The organism is Rhizobium sp. BK008 (assembly GCF_014197345.1).
GTDB classification, from domain to species: domain Bacteria; phylum Pseudomonadota; class Alphaproteobacteria; order Rhizobiales; family Rhizobiaceae; genus Rhizobium; species Rhizobium anhuiense.
Window position 1 is genome coordinate 125,076 of sequence record NZ_JACIFK010000004.1, and the last position, 20,551, is coordinate 145,626.

The 20,551-nt window shown below is 62.4% G+C and carries 18 protein-coding genes; 8 read left to right on the forward strand and 10 right to left on the reverse strand.

The window, feature by feature from the left end:
- Nucleotides 1-9: 9 nt before the first annotated feature.
- From FHT69_RS18395 to FHT69_RS18405, 3 genes are all read right to left on the reverse strand, one after another.
- Nucleotides 10-1,635 (reverse strand): cisplatin damage response ATP-dependent DNA ligase, encoded by a 1,626-nt coding sequence (locus FHT69_RS18395; protein ID WP_168333952.1) that lies wholly within the window; start codon nucleotides 1,633-1,635, stop codon nucleotides 10-12.
- A 229-nt stretch (nucleotides 1,636-1,864) separates the two neighbouring features.
- Nucleotides 1,865-2,875, reverse strand: a complete 1,011-nt coding sequence (locus FHT69_RS18400) for a ligase-associated DNA damage response exonuclease (protein ID WP_048338326.1) — start codon at nucleotides 2,873-2,875, stop codon at nucleotides 1,865-1,867.
- A 70-nt stretch (nucleotides 2,876-2,945) separates the two neighbouring features.
- Nucleotides 2,946-3,758 carry an alpha/beta fold hydrolase gene (locus FHT69_RS18405; RefSeq protein WP_097542738.1) on the reverse strand — a complete coding sequence of 271 codons (813 nt, stop codon included), beginning with the start codon at nucleotides 3,756-3,758 and terminating at the stop codon, nucleotides 2,946-2,948.
- Between the two features lie 121 nt (nucleotides 3,759-3,879).
- Here FHT69_RS18405 and FHT69_RS18410 point away from each other — a divergent pair, with 121 nt between their 5' ends.
- Complete coding sequence (locus FHT69_RS18410; protein ID WP_183905771.1) at nucleotides 3,880-4,851, forward strand: glycerophosphodiester phosphodiesterase family protein; 972 nt, start codon at nucleotides 3,880-3,882, stop codon at nucleotides 4,849-4,851.
- Between the two features lie 45 nt (nucleotides 4,852-4,896).
- Here FHT69_RS18410 and FHT69_RS18415 read toward each other — a convergent pair whose 3' ends face one another.
- Nucleotides 4,897-6,765: a diguanylate cyclase gene (locus tag FHT69_RS18415; RefSeq protein WP_097542740.1), complete on the reverse strand. Its 1,869-nt coding sequence runs from the start codon at nucleotides 6,763-6,765 to the stop codon at nucleotides 4,897-4,899.
- A gap of 665 nt (nucleotides 6,766-7,430) precedes the next feature.
- On the opposite strand from FHT69_RS18415, the gene FHT69_RS18420 reads away from it, so the two are divergent.
- Nucleotides 7,431-8,153, forward strand: coding sequence for a helix-turn-helix transcriptional regulator (locus FHT69_RS18420; RefSeq protein ID WP_047614496.1), 723 nt, complete (start codon nucleotides 7,431-7,433; stop codon nucleotides 8,151-8,153).
- Between the two features lie 16 nt (nucleotides 8,154-8,169).
- Here FHT69_RS18420 and FHT69_RS18425 read toward each other — a convergent pair whose 3' ends face one another.
- Complete coding sequence (locus tag FHT69_RS18425) at nucleotides 8,170-10,467, reverse strand: EAL domain-containing protein (RefSeq protein ID WP_047614196.1); 2,298 nt, start codon at nucleotides 10,465-10,467, stop codon at nucleotides 8,170-8,172.
- A 255-nt stretch (nucleotides 10,468-10,722) separates the two neighbouring features.
- Between FHT69_RS18425 and FHT69_RS18430 the strand changes: the two genes are divergently transcribed.
- Entirely contained in the window at nucleotides 10,723-12,090 is a 1,368-nt protein-coding gene (locus tag FHT69_RS18430; RefSeq protein ID WP_063476618.1) for a TIGR03808 family TAT-translocated repetitive protein, read from the forward strand.
- Nucleotides 12,091-12,266: 176 nt separating this feature from the next.
- Nucleotides 12,267-12,932 (forward strand): glutathione S-transferase family protein, encoded by a 666-nt coding sequence (locus FHT69_RS18435; RefSeq protein ID WP_047614193.1) that lies wholly within the window; start codon nucleotides 12,267-12,269, stop codon nucleotides 12,930-12,932.
- Between the two features lie 3 nt (nucleotides 12,933-12,935).
- Here the strand turns inward: FHT69_RS18435 and FHT69_RS18440 are convergent, their stop codons facing one another.
- Nucleotides 12,936-13,832 (reverse strand): LysR substrate-binding domain-containing protein, encoded by an 897-nt coding sequence (locus FHT69_RS18440; RefSeq protein WP_047614191.1) that lies wholly within the window; start codon nucleotides 13,830-13,832, stop codon nucleotides 12,936-12,938.
- 177 nt (nucleotides 13,833-14,009) lie between these two features.
- Between FHT69_RS18440 and FHT69_RS18445 the strand changes: the two genes are divergently transcribed.
- Both FHT69_RS18445 and FHT69_RS18450 read left to right on the forward strand, forming a co-directional pair.
- On the forward strand, nucleotides 14,010-14,204 hold the full coding sequence (locus FHT69_RS18445) for a hypothetical protein (RefSeq protein WP_047614189.1): 195 nt from the start codon (nucleotides 14,010-14,012) through the stop codon (nucleotides 14,202-14,204).
- A 38-nt stretch (nucleotides 14,205-14,242) separates the two neighbouring features.
- The gene (locus FHT69_RS18450; RefSeq protein WP_047614187.1) at nucleotides 14,243-14,602 is read left to right on the forward strand and encodes an MmcQ/YjbR family DNA-binding protein; all 360 of its coding nucleotides are present in this window, start codon (nucleotides 14,243-14,245) and stop codon (nucleotides 14,600-14,602) included.
- Here the strand turns inward: FHT69_RS18450 and FHT69_RS18455 are convergent.
- Together FHT69_RS18455 and FHT69_RS18460 are read right to left on the reverse strand one after the other, a co-directional pair.
- The gene (locus FHT69_RS18455) at nucleotides 14,587-15,207 is read right to left on the reverse strand and encodes a glutathione S-transferase family protein (RefSeq protein ID WP_047614494.1); all 621 of its coding nucleotides are present in this window, start codon (nucleotides 15,205-15,207) and stop codon (nucleotides 14,587-14,589) included. The two genes, FHT69_RS18450 and FHT69_RS18455, sit on opposite strands and share 16 nt — an antisense overlap.
- Before the next feature lie 356 nt (nucleotides 15,208-15,563).
- A complete protein-coding gene (locus tag FHT69_RS18460; protein ID WP_047614493.1) occupies nucleotides 15,564-15,920 on the reverse strand; it encodes an NUDIX hydrolase in 357 nt (118 codons plus the stop codon).
- Nucleotides 15,921-16,061: 141 nt separating this feature from the next.
- On the opposite strand from FHT69_RS18460, the gene FHT69_RS18465 reads away from it, so the two are divergent.
- Nucleotides 16,062-16,817 carry a DeoR/GlpR family DNA-binding transcription regulator gene (locus tag FHT69_RS18465; RefSeq protein ID WP_168334134.1) on the forward strand — a complete coding sequence of 252 codons (756 nt, stop codon included), beginning with the start codon at nucleotides 16,062-16,064 and terminating at the stop codon, nucleotides 16,815-16,817.
- Here FHT69_RS18465 and FHT69_RS18470 read toward each other — a convergent pair.
- A complete protein-coding gene (locus tag FHT69_RS18470) occupies nucleotides 16,792-17,535 on the reverse strand; it encodes a hypothetical protein (protein ID WP_063476617.1) in 744 nt (247 codons plus the stop codon). The genes FHT69_RS18465 and FHT69_RS18470 overlap by 26 nt on opposite strands.
- A gap of 129 nt (nucleotides 17,536-17,664) precedes the next feature.
- Complete coding sequence (locus tag FHT69_RS18475) at nucleotides 17,665-18,672, reverse strand: asparaginase (RefSeq protein ID WP_063476616.1); 1,008 nt, start codon at nucleotides 18,670-18,672, stop codon at nucleotides 17,665-17,667.
- A gap of 649 nt (nucleotides 18,673-19,321) precedes the next feature.
- Between FHT69_RS18475 and FHT69_RS18480 the strand changes: the two genes are divergently transcribed.
- Nucleotides 19,322-20,533, forward strand: a complete 1,212-nt coding sequence (locus FHT69_RS18480) for an MFS transporter (protein ID WP_063476615.1) — start codon at nucleotides 19,322-19,324, stop codon at nucleotides 20,531-20,533.
- Nucleotides 20,534-20,551 lie beyond the last annotated feature (18 nt).

Below are 20,551 nucleotides of genomic sequence, written 5' to 3' on the forward strand. Positions count from 1 at the left end.
TCCATCCGGTCACGCCGGTTTGGCGTCGATCATGGCGATCAGCGTGCGCAACCGGTCTGCCTCGTAGGAGGGTTTGTCGGGGCGCAGGCGGGCGATGCGGGGAAAACGCATGGCGACACCGGATTTGTGCCGGGTCGAGCGGTTGATGCCCTCGAAAGCCACTTCGACGACGAAGCCGAAATCCCTGTCGGCGCGCACGGCCCGCACCGGGCCGAAACGCTCGGTGGTATTGTTGCGCACGAATTTGTCGAGCACCTCGAGTTCGGCATCGGTAAAGCCGAAATAGGCCTTGCCCACCGGCACCAGCTGTTCGCCGTCCTCGTCGTCGGCCCAGACGCCGAAGGTGAAATCGGAATAATAACTGGAGCGCTTGCCATGGCCGCGCTGGGCATACATCAGCACCGCATCGACATTGTAAGGATTGCGCTTCCACTTGAACCAGGGACCCTTCATGCGGCCGGCCTGGTAGATGCTGTCGCGGCGCTTGATCATCACGCCTTCGATGACGGGATCGGGCGGGGCGGCGCGTAGGGCGTCGAGTTCCTCCCATGAGGAGAACGGCACGAGCGGCGAGAGGTCGAAACGGTCATGGGGGGCGCGATCGATGATCTCGGTCAGCCGGTCGCGGCGATCGATATAGGAGCGGCCGCGGACATCCTCCTCGCCGTCGAAGAGCAGGTCATAGGTGCGGATGAAGGCGGGGTAATCGCCAAGCATCTTCGCCGTCACCGTCTTACGGTTCAGGCGCTGTTGCAGGTCGGAGAAGGTTCGGGTCGGGCTGTTGGAGCGGGCGGTGCCGCCGACCAGCAGCTCGCCGTCGACGACGCCGGAAAAATTGATCGCGTCGAGAATATCGGGAAAGGCGCCTGAAATGTCGTCGCCGGAACGGGAATAAATCTTGCGCCTGTCGCCCGAGCGGGAGAGCTGGACGCGGATGCCGTCCCATTTCCACTCAGCGGCGTAGCCGGCCGGATCGAGGCCGGCCAGATCGCCCTCCTCCACCGCATTGGCGAGCATGACGGAATGGAAGATCGCCGGTGTGGCCAGCACCGGCTTTTCGCCGCCGCCTGCCAGCCATGTGAACAAGGTCTCGTAAGGTGGCTGCAGGCCATGCCAGAGGGTTTCGATCTCGGTCACGTCCTTGCCGCCGAGATCGGCGAGCGCCTGCTTGGCAAGGCGGGCGGAAACGCCGATGCGCATGGCGCCGGTCGCCAGCTTGATGAAGGCGAAACGGCCGGACGAATCCAGCCGGTCGAGCAGGTCGCGGACGAAGCTCCGCACTTCGGTGCGGCCGAGCGCGTTCATGCCGGTGACGACTTCGCCGAGGCGCGGCTGAGCGAGTGCCGAACGGTCGATATCCCTCTCATTGTCCCAGACGAGCGAGATGGTTTCGGCAAGATCGCCGACATAGTCATAGGAATAGCGGAACAGCACCTCGTCGATGCGCTCCAGCACCAGCTCGCGCAGCATGGCGGGCTTGACGTTGCGCACCTCCAGCGTGCCGGCGATGGCGGCAAGGCCATAGCCGCGGTCGGGGTCCGGCGTGTCGCGGAAATAATCGGTGAGCAGCTTCAGCTTGCCGTTGCGGCTGGGGGTGAGCACCAGACGGTCGAGGAGGTCGGCGAAGGCTTTCATGGACGCCTCCCGGCTCTTGAGGAAAACCCCTCCCCAATGGCGCATGGAAAAGCCCCCTCCCCAAGCCCTCCCCACAAGGGGGAGGAACTAACCTGCGGCAACGCCTCGTCCCAAGGCAACGTCGCTGCATGCAAGGCCGTCAGAGGTAAAATGCGACGGGCGAGGCCCGGCATCCCCTCCCCCTTGTGGGGAGGGTTTGGGGACGGATTTTCAGCAACGAACTCCATCCTCAATCCCCCTCGTCCTCATACCCCACCAGATGCAGCGGTTTCGCCTTGATGCCCTGCAATTGGCACCAGCGCACCAGGGCCTCCTCGCGGCCATGCGTCACCCAGACCTCGGCCGGGTGCAGTTCCCGGATCGTTTCCGTCAGTTCCGGCCAGTCGCAATGATCGGAGATGACGAGCGGCAGTTCGACGCCGAGCTGTTTGGCGCGCTGGCGCACCATCATCCAGCCGGAGGCGAAGGCCGGCAACGGTTCGTTGAAACGGCGAGCCCAGCGGTCGGCGAAGGCCGATGACGGACCGATGACGACGGCGCCCCTGAAGGCTGATTTGTCGCGGCTTTCGATGGTGGCCGGCAGCAGCTCGCCGAGATCGATGCCCTCTCCGATATAATAGTCGCAGAGCCTTTCCATGGCGCCATGGATATAGATCGGTTCGGCATAACCGGCATCGCGCAGCAGCCGGATGACACGCTGGGCCTTGCCCAGCGCATAGGCGCCGACGAGATGGGTGCGCTCGGGAAATTGCCGCAGCGACGCCAGCAGCTTGCCGATCTCGTCCATCGGATCGGGATGATGGAAGACCGGCAGGCCGAAGGTCGCCTCAGTGATGAAGACATCGCAGGGAACCGGCACATAGGCCTCGCAGGTCGGGTCGGGGCGGCGCTTGTAATCGCCGGAGACGACGATGCGGGTGCCGTTCTTCTCGATGGCGATCTGGGCCGAGCCGAGCACATGGCCAGCCGGATGAAAGCTCACCTTGACGCCGTTGACCAGCAGCGCCTCGCCGAAGGCGGCGGCCTGCTCGCTGGCGCAAAAACCCTCGCCGTAACGCAGACGCATGATGTCGAGCGTCTGGCGGGTGGCAAGCACATTCACATGGCCCGGCCGGGCGTGATCGGAATGACCGTGGGTGACGAGCGCCTGCTCGACTGGCCGCACCGGATCGACATAGAAGCCGCCTTCGGGGCAATAGAGCCCTTCGGGGGCGGGATAGAGCAGCGCATCAGGTCTCATGAAGCGAGAGATAGCGGGAAATGGGCGCGAGGCCAGAGGGGCTGGAAAAGCTCACGATCGAATGCGCCGCTCACGCCGGTGATCCTATCCCATCGAGGAAGGTGACCAGCGCGGCGTTGAACTCGGCGGGCCGCTGCAGCGGCGCGAAATGGCTGACGCCCGGGAGATAGATCATCGCAGCGTCCCGAATGCTGCGGGCCAGATATTCGGCATGGTCGGGCTTGATGAATTCATCATGTTCGCCGAGCACGATGGCGACCGGCACGCGGATCCGGCCGAGGTCGGCCGCGTCATAATTCGGCTCCGTCCGCATCATCAGGCTGACCGCCTCGACAAAAGGATGGAAATCGTCCGGCGTGGCGGACAAGGCGGCATAATCGCTGGCGTGCCGGCTGAAGCATCGGTCGATGACCGGGGTCGGATGAAATTCCAGCGTGCCGCTCGGATCCATGTTGCAGGCGAAGAAAAAGACGCCCTCAACCCGCGACGGCGCCGTCATGGCCAGGATCAGAGCGATGCAAGCGCCGTCGCTCCAGCCGACGATCGCCGCCTTATCGATATGGAGTTCGTCCATGACGGCAAGCACGTCGGCAGCCATCAACTCATAGGCATAGGGCCTGATATCGCGGCTGCTTCTTCCGTGGCCGCGGCTGTCGATCAGCACGACGCGGCGGCGGCTCAGCAACAGTGCCGGGATCTGATAGCCCCAGTTGCCGCTATGGCCGAGGCCGCCATGCAACAGAATGACGGGAGGGCCGGCGCCGTAGCTCGCATACCAGATGCGGGCGCCGTCGTGCTCGACATGGCCTTCGACTGCTGCCGGCGGCAACGGGGCGGCGCCATGCGCTTCAAAATGGATGAGCTCGTCGTCTTGTGGTTCCATAGCGATCAGGCTCCCGTCCGGCAAATAGGCGATGGCATAGAAAAGCCGGAAAAGGGCCCAAGAACAACCGGAATCGCTTTCTAGCCCTTGTGCGTTCGATGCAACCGGAGGGGGATAAATCTTGGGCAGGAAGCTTCTCTATTGCGCGGCGGCAATCGCCGCTGCAGCCGCCGGCATCTACCTCAACAATACCAACCTGCTCGCAGAGCATCGGCCGGGAAAACCGGTGCTGCTCGCCCATCGCGGCATCGCCCAGCGGTTCGACGAAACCGATCTGAAGAACGATACCTGCACGGCCGCCCGCATGCTGCCGCCGAAACACGATTATCTCGAAAATACCATCCGCTCGATGCAGGCAGGCTTTGCAGCCGGCGCCGATATGGTCGAGATCGACGTGCATCCGACGACGGATGGGCAATTCGCCGTCTTTCACGATTGGACGCTCGACTGCCGCACCGACGGGCACGGCGTCACGCGCGAGCATTCGATGGCCGACATGAAGAAGCTCGACCTCGGCTATGGCTATACGGCCGATGGCGGCAAGAGCTTTCCCTTTCGCGGCCAGGGCATCGGCATGATGCCGACGCTTGCCGAGGTGCTGACGACCTTTCCGGATCGGCGCTTCCTCATCAACGTCAAGAGCCGCGACCCTTCCGAGGGCGAAAAGCTCGCCGCCGTGCTCAACGGGCTTCCCGCCGCGCGACGGGCTGATATCACAGTCTATGGCGGCGACGAGCCGATCGACGTCCTGCGCCGGCTTTCGCCCGATATCAGGACCGCCTCGCGCAAGAGCCTGAAGGGCTGCCTGTTCGGCTATATCGGCTATGGCTGGAGCGGCGTGCTGCCGGACGTCTGCAAACATCGGATGATGCTGGTGCCGATCAATATCGCGCCGTGGCTCTGGGGCTGGCCGGACCGTTTTCTCAACCGGATGCAGGATGCCGGAACCGAGGTCTTCGTGCTCGGCCCCTATCGCGGCAGCGATTTTTCCAGCGGCATCGACGACCCCACGCAACTGGCACGGCTGCCACAGGACTATGCGGCGGGCATATGGACGAACGAGATCGAGGCGATCGGCAAGCTTGCAAAGTGAGGCTCGCTGAGAAATAGGGGCGAGACGTGTGCGAAGTGTCGGAACTCACGCCGCTCTTGCTTGAACTGCAGCGGCTTCAATACGGTCGCGACCGTGCTTTTTCGCCGCGTAAAGCGCCCGGTCTGCGGCCGCGACCAATTCTGCCGGCGTCGTAAATCGATCCAAGATGTTCGCCACACCGATACTGACCGTCACGATCATTTTGCTGCTCTCACTGTGCGGGATTGCGCGCCGATGCAATGCCGAGCGCAGCATCTTGGCAAGCCGCACCGCGCCGTCCCTGTCCGTGCCGGGCAGCAGGATGGCGAACTCCTCCCCGCCAAATCGCGCCGCGAGGTCGCAGGGGCGCTTGGCAATCGACCTGAGGACCTCGCCGATCATCCTCAGGCAATTGTCTCCTTCGAGATGACCATAGGTATCGTTGTAGGCCTTGAAGTGATCGACATCGATCAGCAGCAGGCTGAGAGCGGATTCGGCCCGGCGGGCGCGGGCAAACTCTTCCGAGATCGCCTCGTTGAACACTCTGCGATTGGCAATACCGGTCAATGCGTCGGTGTCGGCCAGCCCTTTCATCTTCATGGCGAGCTGCGTCAGCCGTTCCTCGGAGTGCTTCATCGAGGTGATGTCGGAAACCACCACCAGGGCGGAGCCGTCGGCCGCCAAACGGGTGCGCTGCCTGAGCCAGCGTCCATCGAACATCGGTATGTCACTATCATGGGTCAGGAAAAGCTGGGCTGCTTCCGTCTCTATCCAATCCTCGCCGGCATCCGGGCCGACGTCGATCCGCTCACCGTTGCGCATAACGGCCTGCAGAATGTCGGTTATAGCAGCGCCGGGCCGTCTGGCATCGGCTGAACGGGGAAAGGCGGCGCGATACTGATCGTTGCAAAACACCAGCCGGCCCGCGGAATTGAACATGGCAAGCCCATCGGACATTTCCGTCATCGCTTGGGACAACACGTTCTTGCTGTCGAGCGCTTCCTGAATGAGACGCTTTTTCTCGGTGATATCGCGGGTCACGCCGGAAAGTCCGATCAGATCGCCGTGGCGGTTCCGCAACGGGACCTTCGACGTCATGAACCAGCGTTCCCGGCCATTCTCTTGGACGAGCGGTTCCTCGAAGTCGACGATGGGTTCGCCGGTCGCCATGATCTCCTGTTCGTGATCGAAGAACGCTTGCGCCATTTCGCTGGGATAGAGATCGAAATCCGTCAGGCCGACCATCTCCGAAGACTTGGTGCGGTCGTGGTTTCGCGCGACGTTGAGGTTGGTGACGACGAAGCGGCTATTCCGGTCTTTGACATAGTGGAAATCCGGCGCCTGGGTCAGCGCGGCCTTCAAGATATCCCGCTCGAGGGTAAAGGCATGGAAATAGGTAATGACGGATGCCGCGGCCAAGGTCGCGGCGAATTTCACGCCTATGACGGCAAGGCTGACAGTCGTGATATGCGACCAGCCGCCTCGATGGAAAATGCTCATCGCCAATGTGACCGCGGCCACCGTTACGGCACAAGCCAGAGCCTTTTTGACATCCGCCGAGCCCCTGCCAAACAGGAAGTGGACCGCCAGTCCAAACACGGATACCAGCATGATCGAGATCAGTGCCGGCTCGACACCGGCGCCACCCATGGAGATCCTCTGCACGGATGTGAGGGCGGCTGTCGTCAGAACCGCCAGCGGACCGCCGTATACTGCCGAGACCGCCAGCAAGGTCGAACGGAGATCGAGATAATAGCCGCTGTCGACCTCGACGGACAGCAGCATCGACAAGACTGCCCCAAGGCCCATCATCAAGCCGAAACCAAGTTCTGCCTGGACCTTCGACAGGCGGTAGAACTTGTAATGCAGGTGCATCCACACCGAAATGACGAGCGCAACCGCAGCCACATTTCCGATCAAGACTTGCCAGGGCACGACATATTCCTCTAATATTTACAGTTACTTAGTACAATTTCATCGATCAAAACGAATTGGCGGAAGACATCGTCGATTGGCGGTCGGTATGCGGTCCCCTCAAAGAGTGCCAGCAGCGCTCCCACTGCGAGCTTGCGCTGGACGAGCAATCTGAAGATAAAATCCGGCAAATTCTTTAAGTATCCATTAACCCGGTCATTCACCCATACAGGCTCTTCGAGCCAATCAGGCAGAGGAGAAATGTGTCAATAAAATCAATCTGATATAAGCATTCGTTTCGAACGTATCGGTTCGATACAAGATTTGCCGCGGTGGATTTTCCATGCCGACATTGGCGATTTTTCACCGCTTTTGTGCCCGGAAGCCAGAAAGCGCCTTTACGATTTGTTAAGGGCTCGTTGTCTCGTAAGCGTACTTTTCCCGGCAGGTGAGGCCTTGTCTTTTTCTTCCGCTGCCACATGTTGCAGCGTCCTCCAACCGTGTAGAATCCACATCCGATCCGAGCGGATTCGCCCGGCACATTACAGCGTCCCTTGCACGTCTTTCGGACGCGCAAAGGACGCTGTAACACTTTGAATTGCTGCATCATTCTCTGTATCGATTGCGATTTGAGGAATGAGGCGGCCGTCGCCAAGCGCCCGGATGCGGCGGCTGATGGAGAAGACATGAAGCTCGAGGCCGAATTCAATCGAATCGAGGAAGTCGCCGCAGGCTTCAACACGCATTACGAGGTGTTCAAATATATGAAGGGTCTCACGCAAGACCTTGGAATGAATGCCTTCCTGTTCATGACGCTGCCGACCGTCGACATCCTCGAAATCGGCGCGACGAAGATCATCACCAATTGGCCGGCGGAGATGGTGGATTTCTATGACGCCCATAACCTGATGATCGACAGCCCGGTCATCCGCCGGATGCTGAGATCGACCAGCCCGTTCAACTATGACGTCGAAGCAATCAATACCAATCGCGGCGAAGGCAAGAAGTCGACGGTCATCGAGCTGTTCAACCGATACGGCATGGAAAAAGGCGCCTATTTTCCTGTCCACGATGCCGCGGGCGGACGCGGCGCCATGTCGATTTCAGGGTCGCGGAATTTCAGCATGATCGAGATGGCGAAGCTGCTGTTCATCGCCACGCTGATCTACGACCGGCTCTCGCAGCTGACATTGAACGAGAAACACAAGCCCATCGAGTTTACGGCGAGCGAGCTGGACTGCCTGAGGCTGACCGCCGGCGGCAGGAAAGGCAATGAAATTGCCAAACTTCTCGATCTCTCCGAAAACGCGGTGAACAATCACATCGGCAGCGCGATCAAGAAACTGGGATGCACCACGCGAACGCAGGCCGTCGTCAGCGCTCTGCGGCTCAATGTCATTCGCGTTTAGAAATCAAGGCGGCCGATTAGAGGCTGCGCGCCTTCAGCAATGCCGGGATCTCCTCCGGAGAGACGGGCTTGGAGAAGCGGTAGCCTTGCGCCTCCTCGCAATGCGCGTGGCGCAGGAAATCCATCTGGGCATCGGTTTCGACGCCTTCGGCCAGCACCGAAAGCTTCAGCGTCTGCGCCAGTGAAATGACGGCCGAGGCGATGGCGACGGCGGTCTTGTCGCCCGGCAGGGCCTCGACCAGCGAACGGTCCATCTTCAACCGGTCGAAGGGGAAGGTCTTCAGTGCCGCAAGGCTGGAATAGCCGGAGCCGAAATCATCGATCGACAGGCGCACACCCAGCGCCCGCAGCGATTCCATCATGGCAAGCGCGCGCTCGGCATCCTGCATCACCACGCTTTCGGTGACCTCAAGCTCCAGCCAGCGCGACTGCAGCCGGTGGCGATCGAGCGCCTCGGCGACATGGGTGGCGAAATCCGGATCGGCGAACTGCTTGGCCGAGACGTTGACGGCGATCGTCAGCGGCGTCAGGCCCATATCCTGCCACTGGCGCGCCTGGCGGCAGGCCTCGTTCAGCACCCAGAGGCCAAGGGGGACGATCAGGCCGGTCTCTTCGGCGAGCGGAATGAAATTGACCGGCGGCACCCTGCCCTTGGCCGGATGGTTCCAACGCACCAGCGCCTCGAGCCCGGTGATGCGGCCGGTGGCGACATCGACCTGCGGCTGGTATTGCAGGAAGAGCTGGTCGCCGGTGATTGCCTGGTGCAGCTCCTCCTGTTCGCCAAGCGGCATTCCGACGGGCGTGCTGCCGCCCTCATGATGCTGCAATGTGTTGCGGCCGAGCTCCTTGGCGCGGTACATGGCGCGGTCGGCATTGGCGAGAAGCTCTTGCGAGGTGGCGCCATCGAACGGGAAGGCAGCAACGCCGATGCTGGCGGTGACGGTGAGCTCGCCATCCTCACCGCGGATCGGCCGGTTGATCGCCTTCTGCAGCTCGCGAAGGCGGCGCGTGATGCCGGCATCATGGCTCGACTGGTGGACGAGCACCACGAGGAATTCATCGCCGCCGAGACGCACGACCATATCGGAGGCCCGCACGCTGTTGGCCATGCGGGCGGCAACCTCCTTCAGCACCTCGTCGCCGGCGGCATGGCCGCGGCCGTCATTGATATCCTTGAAATTGTCGAGATCGATATAGGCGACGGTCACCTTGCGGTTGTTGCGCCGGGCCTGGTCGAGGATATTGGCCAGCCGCTCCTTGAGGAAAGCCCGGTTCGGCAGGCCGGTGAGATCGTCATGATGGGCCATGAAATGGATGCGGTCATCGACGCGCTTGCGCTCGATGGCGATGCCGGCGATGTGGGTGGCGAGCGCCACCAGCGTCATCTCATGCTCGGTGGGACGGCGGACTTCCCTGGAATAGAGCGCAAAGGTGCCGAGCACGTTGTTCTGCGAGGTGGCGATCGGCGTCGACCAGCAGGAGCGGAAGCCGAACGGCGCAATCAGCGCGCGAAAATCCTCCCACAGCGGATCGACCATCACGTCCTCGACGATGACGGTCTGACCGCGCCATGCGGCGGTGCCGCAGGAGCCGACCTTGGGACCGATGGTGACGCCGTCGATCAGGCGGCTATAACCGCCGGGCAGATTGGGAGCGGCGCCGTGATAGAGCCTGGTGCCCTCGCTGTCGAGCAGCAGCACCGATCCGTCGATCCCCGTCAGCTGCGATTCGATCATCAGCACCAGCGCCTCGAGGATCATCGGCAACGGCTCGTTGCGGGCGATCATTTCGAGCAGTTTTGCCTGGCCGCGATGGAGATCCTCCTGAAGCTTGCGCTCGGTGATATCGCGGGACACGCCGATCAGACCGACGACCTCGCCGCGATCGTTGCGCAACGGTATCTTCGAGGTCAGCCGGCATATCGGTCTTTTGCCGCCGGGAAGGATGTAGGATTCCTCCATGTCGATGCGGGCTTCGCCCGTCGCCATGATCTGCTGCTCGATATCGAAATGGTGGCGCGCCGTTTCGAAATCGAACAGGTCGAAATCGCGCTTGCCGGTGATCTGCGCCGCGCTCTGCACGCCGAGGCTGCTGGCGGTGACGGCATTGGCGAAGACAAAGCGGCTGTCACGATCCTTGACGTAGAGGAAATCCGGAAGCTCGTGGACGATTTCCTTGAGGCGCAGGTTCTCGATGCCCTCGGAAAGATGATGGGCGGTCGATGCCATCATCGCCTCCGTCGCGGCGACGATGCGCCGCGTTTCGGCTGTCAGGGCATCGGTCGATTCCCATCGCCTGGCACTCGGTTCGTGCATAACGCCATTCTCCCCCGCGGCCGAAGGCCGTATCCCGCCCTTGTCATCGTAGAATTTCCCTTCAAAGTAGTCCTCATTTCCTTCGGCTTGCTTAAATGAAAGGGTGAACAAGACGACAATATAAGCGGCGATATCCTGCCGTCGGCGGCGGCTACACCTGCAATTTCGCTCACCTCTGCCAAGCTTGTACCAAAAGAATACATGCCCACCTGGCACGTTTCCTGCTACGGGCGCGTTATGACAGGAGTGCGCCGAATGCCTTCACGCCGCGATATGCTTCTCTTTCTCGCTGCCTCGGCGGTGGCGGGAGGGGCATCGCGCGCGCTTGCCTCGCCGCTGACGGCCGCCGCCCAGCCCGATCTGCGCGGTGCGATCGACGCGGTGGAATATCGCGCCGTTCCCGAAAGCGGCGACCGCAAGACCCGCAACCTTGAGCAGATGATCGAACGGGCGGCGCGCGAGAACGTGCCGGTCTTCCTTCCGCCCGGCACCTACCGGATCTCCAATCTCACCCTGCCCGACAATACCCGTATCACTGGCGTGCCCGGCGCCTCGCGGATCGTCTACACCGGCGAAGGCCACCTGTTTTCGGCCGAAAACGTGCGCCGCATCGAGCTTTCCAATCTCGTCATCGACGGCGGCAATCGCTGGCTTGGCGATTACGCCGGCGCGCTGCTGCAATTTACCAGCGTCGACGAGGTGCTGATCGACAATTGCGAGATCGGCGGCAGCCGCAAACACGGCCTGCAACTGGAACGCTGCGGCGGGCGGATCGAGCGCAGCCGCATTTCGGGTGCGGCCCAATCCGGGCTTTACGCGGTGGAATCGGCAAATCTTTCGGTCACCGGCAACACGGTTTCGGATTGCGGCAATGGCGGCATCCTGGTGCATCGCTGGAAGAAGGCGGAGGACGGCACCGTCGTTTCCGGCAACCGCATCTCCAACATCCGCGCCAATGACGGCGGCACCGGCGAAAACGGTAACGGCATCAATATCTTCCGTGCCGACGGCGTGATGGTGACGGATAACCATATCTCCGACTGTGCCTTCACGGCGATCCGCGCCAATTCTGCCTCGAACATCCAGATCAACAGCAACCAGTGCCGGCGCTCCGGCGAGACGGCGATCTATGTCGAATTCGCCTTCGAGGGCGCCGTGGTTTCCGCCAATATGATCGACGGTGCGGCAAACGGCATTTCGATCGCCAATTTCGACGAAGGCGGCCGGCTGGCGAGCGTCACCGGCAATGTCGTGCGCAACCTGACGCTGAAGGGTCCCTACACCCACGAGGTCGGTTTCGGCATCGGCATCGCGGCGGAGGCCGATACGCTGATTTCCGGCAATGTGATCGAGGGCGCGCCGCGCTGGGGTCTGCAGATCGGCTGGGGTCCGTATCTGCGCAACGTCGTTGTCACAGGCAATGTGGTGCGCAAGGCACCCGTGGGATGCGCCGTCTCGGTGGCCGACGGCGCCGGCACCGCCGTCATCACCGACAACATCTTCCAGGAGACCACAGAAGGCGCAGTTTTAGGCTTCCAGTGGGAGAAGAAAGTCTCCGCCGAGATGGCAGGCGGCGGCTCGCCTTATGCGCAACTGACCATCGAGCGCAACCGCGTCTCGTGACCGTTTAGACAATTCCAAGCAAAAGCGCTTCGCGCTTTACCTGGCAAAACCGCTATACACGTTTGCTGGAGTTGGTGAGGCCATCAAAAGCTTTCATCATCCCATCAGCCACAGGGACTTTTCCCACGCCGATCCGGCATTTACGGTCCCGCGGACAATATCGAGGGGATACGTTCATGCTGACAATCTACGGGGTCTATCGGTCGCGCGCTTCCCGCGTCTATTGGATGGCGGAGGAGCTTGGGCTCGAATTCCGCTCGGTGCCAGTGCTGCAGGCAAGGCGGCTTGCAGATCCGCTGGCGGAGGATGCGCCGCTCAACACGCGTTCGCCTGAATTCATCGCCGTCAATCCGATGGGGCAGATCCCCAGCATTCGGGACGGCGATCTCGTCATGCACGAGTCGCTGGCGATCAATCTCTACCTCGGCCGCAAAAACGGCGGGCCGCTTTCCGGTCAAACCGTCGAAGAAGACGGATTGTTGACGATGTGGACGGTCTGGGCGGCGGCAGAGGTCGAGCCGCATACGGTGCGGATCGTGCTCACCTATGATAATGGGCTTGAAAACAGCGAAGGCGGCAAAGAGACGATCGCCGTCGCCTGCCGCTCGCTGCGCAGGCCGCTAAAAGTTCTCGAAGGCCATCTTGCCGGCCGGCCATGGATCGTCGGCGACCGCTTCACCGTCGCCGACCTCAACCTCGCCGAAGTGCTGCGCTACGCCCAGAGCGAGGAGGCGCTGTTCCAGGCACATCCGAATATCAAAGCCTGGATCGAGCGCTGCCAATGCCGCCCGGCCTACAAGGCGATGCAGGCGACCCGCGGCAAAGAGCCGATCGAGGTGTGAGGACTACCGGAAGAGAGCCAGTGTGCCGGCCATTTCCTCGCGGATCCAGGCCTTGAAATCCTTGACCTTCTTCGGCTCGCGTGTACCTTCGGCCGTGACGAAATAGTGGCCGAAGCCGGTCGGCGCGCGAATGCCGAAGGGGGCGGCGAGCCGGCCTTCGGCAAGCGCGAAGGCGGCCAGGGTCTGCCAGGCAAGCATGACGCCCTGGCCGGCGATCGCCGCATCGAGGCAGAGCGAGGCATCGTTGAAAACGTGGCGGGTCGAAAGCGTCGCACCCGATAGCCCGGCCTCACGCATCCAGACCTCCCAGGTGAACATGGCGTGGCCATCGATGATGGCGGGCAGTTCGAGGATATCGGCGGGCTCTTTCAATTTCGCCGCCATCTCGGGCGAACAGACGGGAAAGACCTCCTGCTCCAGGAGCAGTTCGGCCTTCACGTCAGGCCATTTGCCGTTGCCGACGCGGATGCCGATATCGACGTCGCAAAGCGCCGGGCTGACGAGGTTGGTGGTCGCATCCAGCCGCAGCTTGATGTCTGGGTGGCGCTCGGCGAAGCGATCGAGCCGGCAGACCAGCCAGCGGGCGGCGAAAACCGGCGCCACCGATATGGTCAGGATGGTATCGTCCTTGCGGTTTGCGATCGACACCGCCGCCGAAAGCCGGGCGAACCCCTCATCCAGCGCCAGGAGAACCGGTCGGCCGGCTTCGGTGACGATCATTCCCCGGGCGGTGCGCTCGAAGATCACCTGGCCGAGCTGGGCTTCGGCTTTGATGACCTGCTGGCTGACGGCGCCGACCGAGACGCCGAGCTCCTCGGCGGCGGCCTGGAGCGAGCCGAGACGGCCGACGGTTTCCAGCGCCCGCAGTCCGTTGAGATGGACGGTATTCAGATTCTTCATATAGTTTTTCTATAACGGCTCCGCTTTAATCTCAATTGAAATTCTGCCTGGAGAGGCCGACATTGCAAGCATAGGCAATCCATTCGAACGCAGTGCGTGAGGCGGGCAAGATAGTTCAGCAGGCGGAAGCCACTTTGCGATCATCCTTCTACGCCACCGAAGAAAGCGAGGCCTGCCATGTCATTGCTGAAGTTTTTCTTGAGACCTGCCCTTGCCGTCGGAAGGGCAGACATTGTCCCGGCCTGGAAGGACGATCCGTTGCGGCATCCCGAGGTCGAACGCATGTCGATGCGCGAAATTGCCGATCTGCCGCTCGGGATACAGGCGGGCTTTCCCAAAGAGGCCAAGCCGCCGCTGGCGAAATGCGCGTGAAAACGTGGTAGGTTCGCCCCGGCAGAAAGGGCGGAACCATGGCCGGTGATGTCGATGCGATCTTCGAACGGCTGAAGCGGCTGACGGCGGAAGCCGGGCTGCCTGATGTCGAGGAGAGCACCTCCTATGGCAATCCGGCGCTGAAGGTCGGCGGCAAGAGTTTTGTGGCGGTGAAGAACGCCGAGACGATCGTCATCTCGATTTCGCTCGACGACAAGGACCACTTGTTGGAGATGGCGCCCGACGTCTATTTTCAAACCGATCATTATGTCGGCTGGCCGCATCTGCCGGTGCGCGCCGCCATGATCGGCGACGCGGAATTGCGGTTGCGGCTGATCGGCGCCTGGCTGTTCCGGGTGCCGAAGAAGCTTGCTGCCCGCTATCAGGCCCGATCGTAGGCCAGCGCCCGCTGGACGGCGGGGCGCTGCAGCATGCGGGCGTGATGGTCGCTCGCCTTTTCGAAGCGGGTGGGATCGACGCCGTCGGACGGCAGCCAGTCGGTCATGACGAAAAGATAGGGATCGGCGATCGAATAGGCCTCGCCCATCACCCATGGGCCTTCGAACATCGTCTGCTCGATCAGTGTGAAGCAATCGGCCATGTTTTGCGGCACTTTCGCTTTCATCGCTTCGATGGCGGCCGGCTCGTCGGCCCAGCGGGAGCCGCGCGGGCGATGGGCATGGTTCACATGCACGGTCGAGCAGATATAGCTGTTGAAGGACTGGAGCCTGGCCAATTCGAAGACATCGCCAAGCGGCGCCAGCTTGGCGGCCGGGGCGCTCTGGGCGATATAAGCCAGGATCGCCGGCGTTTCCGTCAGCACGCCGCGATCGGTGACAAGTGCCGGCACACGGCCCTTCGGGTTGATCTTCAAATAGTCCGGCGAACGCTGCTCGCCATCGCGCAGGCTGATCTTCTTTACGTCGAAGGCCAGGCCGGATTCTTCCAGGGCAATAAGGCTTGCGAGCGCACAGGTTCCCGGCGCGTAATACAGTGTCAGCATGTTCGACTCCCTTTCGGCGAGGGTTATAGCGTAGCGGTGGGTGCGCCGGAACTGGGGGATTGGGTTTTGATCCTCCATCGGGACAAGGGTGGGTGCGAGTGTGAGGGCATGATCGGTGTGCCGTGCCGCGCCCCTCATCCGGCTGCCGCCACCTTCTCCCCGCGGGCGGGGCGAAGGGGGATAGCCGCAACCTCGCGGTTCCTCACTCACCTCTCGCAGGGCACGTCCCCTCGCCCCGTTTTTACGGGGGTCCGAAGGATGGGGCGAGACGAGTGGCTCGACCCCGGTAAGGTTAGGGTGAGGGGCAGATCCTGCACGTCAACTCGCCTTGTCAGCTAACGCAGCCAGGCCCACCCTCACCCGCAGCCCGGCACATCCTCCAGCCGGTGCCAGACGGGGATGCCGCGCTCCCTGGCGATGCGCACGTCGTTATCAGCCCCCTTGGAATCGCCCGGCAGGCGCAGCACGCCCTCGCAGAGCTGCAGCAGCCGGCCGGCGACCGGGTGGAAGATTTCTTCGTAGAGCGCGTCGCCGACCGAGCGGCCGCCGGCAGCGTGCCAGATCGGCAGGGCCACCCATTCGCCGATCATCGGCACGTGGCCGGCTGCAAACAGTGCGTGCGAGGGTTCTTCCAGCCGCTTCAGGTTGGCGGCCATCTTCTCCGGGTCGTCGCCCGTTCCGGACCGGTAAGGCCCGGCAATCAAAATCAACATGATCCACTCCATTCGCCCCGCTTCTGCGGGAGCACTCCCGGCCTCATGCACGGGATGTCGTGAAAATGCACGATATTTCTTGAATGTCGAGTCACTTCGTGCAATATCGGGTGATTATGTTTAACTTCGTGCAGAGAGCCGATGCTGACGACGCAACGCAAGACCCTCATTCTCGATATCCTGCGCCGTGACGGACAGGTGATCGCCAAGCGTGTCGCCGAGGATTTCGCGCTTTCGGAGGACACGATCCGCCGCGATCTCCGGGAAATGGCGGCGGAGGGGCTGTTGAAACGGGTGCACGGCGGGGCGATGCCGCTGGCGCCCGACCTGCCTGATTTCACCGCCCGGCGCAGCGTCTCGTCGCAGATCAAGGCGCGGCTGGGGGCCGCGGCGGCAGCGATGGTCAGGCCGGGACAGATGATCTTCCTCGACGGCGGCACGACGACGGCGGAGATCGCCAGGCACTTGCCGCGCGACATGCCGCTGACGGTGGCGACCCACAGCCCGACCATCGCCGCCGAACTGGAGCACCACGCCACAGCCGAGGTGATCCTCACCGGCGGACGGCTCTACAAACATTCGATGGTGGCGACCGGCGCGGCGGCGATGGCGGCAATCTCGCAGCTGCGCCCCGATCTGTTCTTCCTCGGCGTCACCGCCGCCCATCCCCTGCACGGGCTTTCCACCGGCGATTTCGAGGAAGCGGCGATCAAGCGGCATATCGCCCACTGCGCGGCCGAAACCCATGTGCTGCTGACCGAGGAGAAGTTCGACCTCGTCTCGCCCTGCCCGGTGCTCGGCATTTCCGAGGTGGCAGGGCTGATCGTGCCGATGGAGATGACGGCAGAGCGGCTGAAACCCTATCGCGATCTCAACGGCGCGATCGCCGCAGCATGATGGCCCTGCGCGAGGGTTGTTGCCGCGCCGTGGCGTGCGGCAGCAGGCTGGCGGCAAGAGCCGCGATGAAGGCCGCCAGCACGGCATAGGGCGGCGCCATGCTGCCGGTTCCAAGGGTGAGCACCGTCTGCAGATATGGCTGCGCCAGCGCGATGACGACGGCAAGCGCCGGCATGTCGAGCAGTGTCCCGGCGATCCGCGACAGCTCCGACATGAAGGCTGCGCCAGCAAGCGCGCCGTAGACCGCCGTCAGGCGGATTGTGCGGCGCAACGGCACCGAGGCGGCAAGCGGCAGCGTGTCACCATCCTCGAGCACAAGCGTGAGATAGGCGACGAAAGCCGCCAGGAACAGGAAGGCGACGGGCAGTGCGGCGAGGGTGGCGGGCTGCGTCAGAGCCGCCGCATCCGCGGCCAGGAAGAGAAGGATCGGCGTGGAGGCGACGAACCAGACGGTGACAACAGGCCCCCAGAACCAGATGAGCGAGAGCCTGTGAAGACGCAGCAGCGTGGCGACGAAGAGCACGGCGATCGCGGTCCAGATGCAGGCGGGTTTGAGCACGCCCGATATCAGCCGGAGGGTCGGCTGGCAGGCGCCGGCCATTTCTCCGCAGCCGGACAGCTGGATGGTGAGCCAGGTGATATAATCGAGGCTCAGAGCGGCGAATAGGAAGATGCCGATCCCCATCAGCATCCACCAGAGATAGCGGCCTGCAAACATGCCCTGCCCTCATGGCTTCCAGGACTGTGCTCACGCCGCCGCGAAGGGGTGCATCCGCGATCGCGGGACGTACCCTTTTATATTAGGTAATTCTTATTTTTCTAATAACTTATATATGCAGAGCCACGCTCATCCGGCCAAGGCGGAGGTGACCCTGACATCGCCGACATGGATGCCGTTCCAATTGCGCATCGGCAATGCGGCATGGGCCATCAGGCCCGCATGCACCTCGCCCTCCGTCTCGAAGAAACGGGCAAGCGTCGCCGCCACCATGGCTTCGGCAGCACGGGTCGTGCCGTCCTCGCATTTGAGCGCGATGGCGATGCCCTTTTCCGGGATCGCCGCACAGAAGACACCCTCGGCGCCGGTTTTGACGAAGATGCGGCCGGGGGCGATCTGCATCAATTCCGTGCAGGCGCGGCCGGAACCGGCGACATAGAAGGGCTCGGCCATGCAGGCTTCGATCAGCCGGCGGGACGCCTTGGCGCGTAGAGGTTCCAGGCCGGTGCCGGTCGCCATTTTGGCAAAACCGTGGGCGAGACTGCGAAGCGGCACGGCATAGGTCGGAATGGAGCAGCCATCGGTGCCGCAGCTTTCCGCTCCGAGCACGGCGCCGGTCAGGCTTTCCATCGCCGCGCGGATTTCGACCTGTAGCGGGTGCTGGTAGCCGACATAGCCCTTCGGATCGATATCCTGATGGCAGCAGGCGCAGATAAAGCCCGCATGTTTTCCCGAGCAATTGTTGTGCAGCGCGGTCGGCGCATCGAGCGTGCGGGCCTGATGGATCAGGACCTTCTGACTCATCGACCAATGGGCGCCGCATTCCAGCGCCTCGGCATCGCGACCGGCCCGCGACAGCATCGAAGCGGCCAGCGCCACATGCGCGTCCTCGCCATTATGCGAGGCGCAGGCCAGCGCCAATTCCTTGTCGCCGAAGCCATAGGCATCGGCAGCACCACTCTCGACCAGCGGCAGCGCCTGCATCGCCTTGCAGGACGAGCGCGGGAAGATGGCGGCCTCGATATCGCCCAGCGAAAGGACAAGCTTGCCGTCTCCATCAACGACCGCCACCGCGCCGCGATGGCGGCTTTCGACGAGCAGGCCGCGGGTGACTTCGACGGTGACGGGATTGGACATAGGCTCTCATCCGGATGCTGGCTGGGTTGCGCAGTCCATAACGCGTCACGCGGCGAAAGCCAACGGGGTTGACGTTTTGCCCGGGTTTAGGTGGCTAGGCGGATGCCTGCTGATAGTGCCGGCTCTATATGTGGCTGGACGTCACCGCGGCAGCGGAAGTGCGCCCTCCCGCCGGCCGCGCTCCCCAACCTCCATTATCCCTTGAGTTTAGACGCCTCGAGACGATATGCCTTGCAATCCAGTTTTCACAATCCGAGGAATTGTTTTTGCAATCGGGCATATCTATCACCGAGTCCACATTGCTGGCACTTTTCACGATTGTCTCTCTGAGCTTGGCGTGTTGGCTGGCGCGCCGGCCCGCAAAGACGAGCGTTGGAATCACCCTTGGAGTCCTTCTAGGGCTGGCATTGATAATCATCACATCAACTCTGGTCGGATTTTTGGGAAATGTTCTTCCATTCGGGCAAATCGACTTCTGGCTCTCCAATCTGCTCGCGAAATTCTAAAATAGGCGTTCAGCCCTGTTGCGGGCTTGGACGGCGATCACATCGTGCGGACATCCATCACAAAAGTTGACGGAGAGGATCGAAAACTATCGTTTCTCTGATAGGTCCGATGCAGCTAAGAGTGGTGCATCAGGAACCGCGCCATGCCCTCTAGTTTTTCCTTGATTCTTCGTGACAGCAGGATCCGCATCCCGACGGTGACGCTCGTCGCGCTCGCCTTCACCTATGCCTCGACCGTGCCCTACCAGTCGATCATCGGGATCAATGAACTGGGCTTGAGCAACGGCGCCTATTCGGCGCTGGTGTTCTTCTCGGCGATCGTCAACGTCACGACGAGCCTGACGCTCGGCATCTGGTCGGACAGGCTGAAAGAGCGGCGGCCGCTGGTGCTGGGGCTTTCCGTCGCCGGCATGCTCGGCTTCGGGTCGATCGCGATCATCCACAGTCCCGCAGTCTTCATCTTCTCCACGCTGTTGCTGGTGCCGATGAGCAACTCCACCTATTCGCTGCTGTTTGCCAGCCTGCGCGCCAGGACCAACCAGATGGAGCGCGGCCAGGGTGCGGCGATCACCGCGACGGTGCGGGCACTCTATTCCGGCTCATGGGCGCTGGCGCCGGGGATGATCGGCCTTGCTCTCGTCAGTTCGCCGTCGATGACGCCGGCCTATGGGATCGCGGCGCTGGCAAGCTGCACCTGCTTCTGCCTGTATTTCTTCTTCGCGCCCGGAAATGGTGCCGCCGGCCCTGCCCCCGATCATGTCGGCTTCCTTGCGTCGCTGAAGCGGATCTTTGAGCCTTATGTGCTGTCGCGGGTCATCGTCATGTCGATGCTGTTCGGGCTGCAGCGGCTGAACGGCATGCTCTCGCCGCTGATCATCACCCATGCGGCCGGCGGCACCGTGGTCGATGTCGGCTTCATGGCCGGGCTGACGGCCTTTCTCGAAATGCCGTTCATGGTGATGTGGGGTTTGGCGCAGCGCCGCTTCCGGACCGTGCACGTGCTCGCCTTCGGCGCGCTGATCTACTGCGTCTATCTCTCGCTGCTCGGCTTTGCGTCCGCGCGCTGGCACATCTATGCGCTGCTGCTGGTCAATGCCTGCGGGGTGGCAGCGATCCTCAGCGTGCCGATCACCTATCTGCAGGACCTGATCGCCGATCGGCCGGGGCTCGGAAGCTCGCTGATCTCGCTGAACACCTTCATCGGGGTTGGCATCAGCGCCGGCCTCTTCGCCTTCGGCACCGCGATCACCGATTATTCCGGCACCGCTTTCGTCGGTGCGGTCGCGGGTCTGGCGTCGATCGGCGCCCTGCTCTATCTCGAAAGCAGCAAGCGTCAGGCGCGGCAGCCGGCATGAAGTGCGACGTTCCGAACA

Coding starts and splice junctions, on each gene's coding strand:
- FHT69_RS18470 (WP_063476617.1), bottom strand. CDS start 17,535: ATGTTTGCAGGCCGCTATCTCTGGTGGATGCTGATGGGGATCGGCATC.
- FHT69_RS18475 (WP_063476616.1), bottom strand. CDS start 18,672: ATGTCCAATCCCGTCACCGTCGAAGTCACCCGCGGCCTGCTCGTCGAA.
- FHT69_RS18420 (WP_047614496.1), top strand. CDS start 7,431: ATGAAGCTCGAGGCCGAATTCAATCGAATCGAGGAAGTCGCCGCAGGC.
- FHT69_RS18465 (WP_168334134.1), top strand. CDS start 16,062: ATGCTGACGACGCAACGCAAGACCCTCATTCTCGATATCCTGCGCCGT.
- FHT69_RS18455 (WP_047614494.1), bottom strand. CDS start 15,207: ATGCTGACACTGTATTACGCGCCGGGAACCTGTGCGCTCGCAAGCCTT.
- FHT69_RS18430 (WP_063476618.1), top strand. CDS start 10,723: ATGCCTTCACGCCGCGATATGCTTCTCTTTCTCGCTGCCTCGGCGGTG.
- FHT69_RS18425 (WP_047614196.1), bottom strand. CDS start 10,467: ATGCACGAACCGAGTGCCAGGCGATGGGAATCGACCGATGCCCTGACA.
- FHT69_RS18400 (WP_048338326.1), bottom strand. CDS start 2,875: ATGAGACCTGATGCGCTGCTCTATCCCGCCCCCGAAGGGCTCTATTGC.
- FHT69_RS18460 (WP_047614493.1), bottom strand. CDS start 15,920: ATGTTGATTTTGATTGCCGGGCCTTACCGGTCCGGAACGGGCGACGAC.
- FHT69_RS18435 (WP_047614193.1), top strand. CDS start 12,267: ATGCTGACAATCTACGGGGTCTATCGGTCGCGCGCTTCCCGCGTCTAT.
- FHT69_RS18450 (WP_047614187.1), top strand. CDS start 14,243: ATGGCCGGTGATGTCGATGCGATCTTCGAACGGCTGAAGCGGCTGACG.
- FHT69_RS18405 (WP_097542738.1), bottom strand. CDS start 3,758: ATGGAACCACAAGACGACGAGCTCATCCATTTTGAAGCGCATGGCGCC.
- FHT69_RS18440 (WP_047614191.1), bottom strand. CDS start 13,832: ATGAAGAATCTGAATACCGTCCATCTCAACGGACTGCGGGCGCTGGAA.
- FHT69_RS18445 (WP_047614189.1), top strand. CDS start 14,010: ATGTCATTGCTGAAGTTTTTCTTGAGACCTGCCCTTGCCGTCGGAAGG.
- FHT69_RS18480 (WP_063476615.1), top strand. CDS start 19,322: ATGCCCTCTAGTTTTTCCTTGATTCTTCGTGACAGCAGGATCCGCATC.
- FHT69_RS18395 (WP_168333952.1), bottom strand. CDS start 1,635: ATGAAAGCCTTCGCCGACCTCCTCGACCGTCTGGTGCTCACCCCCAGC.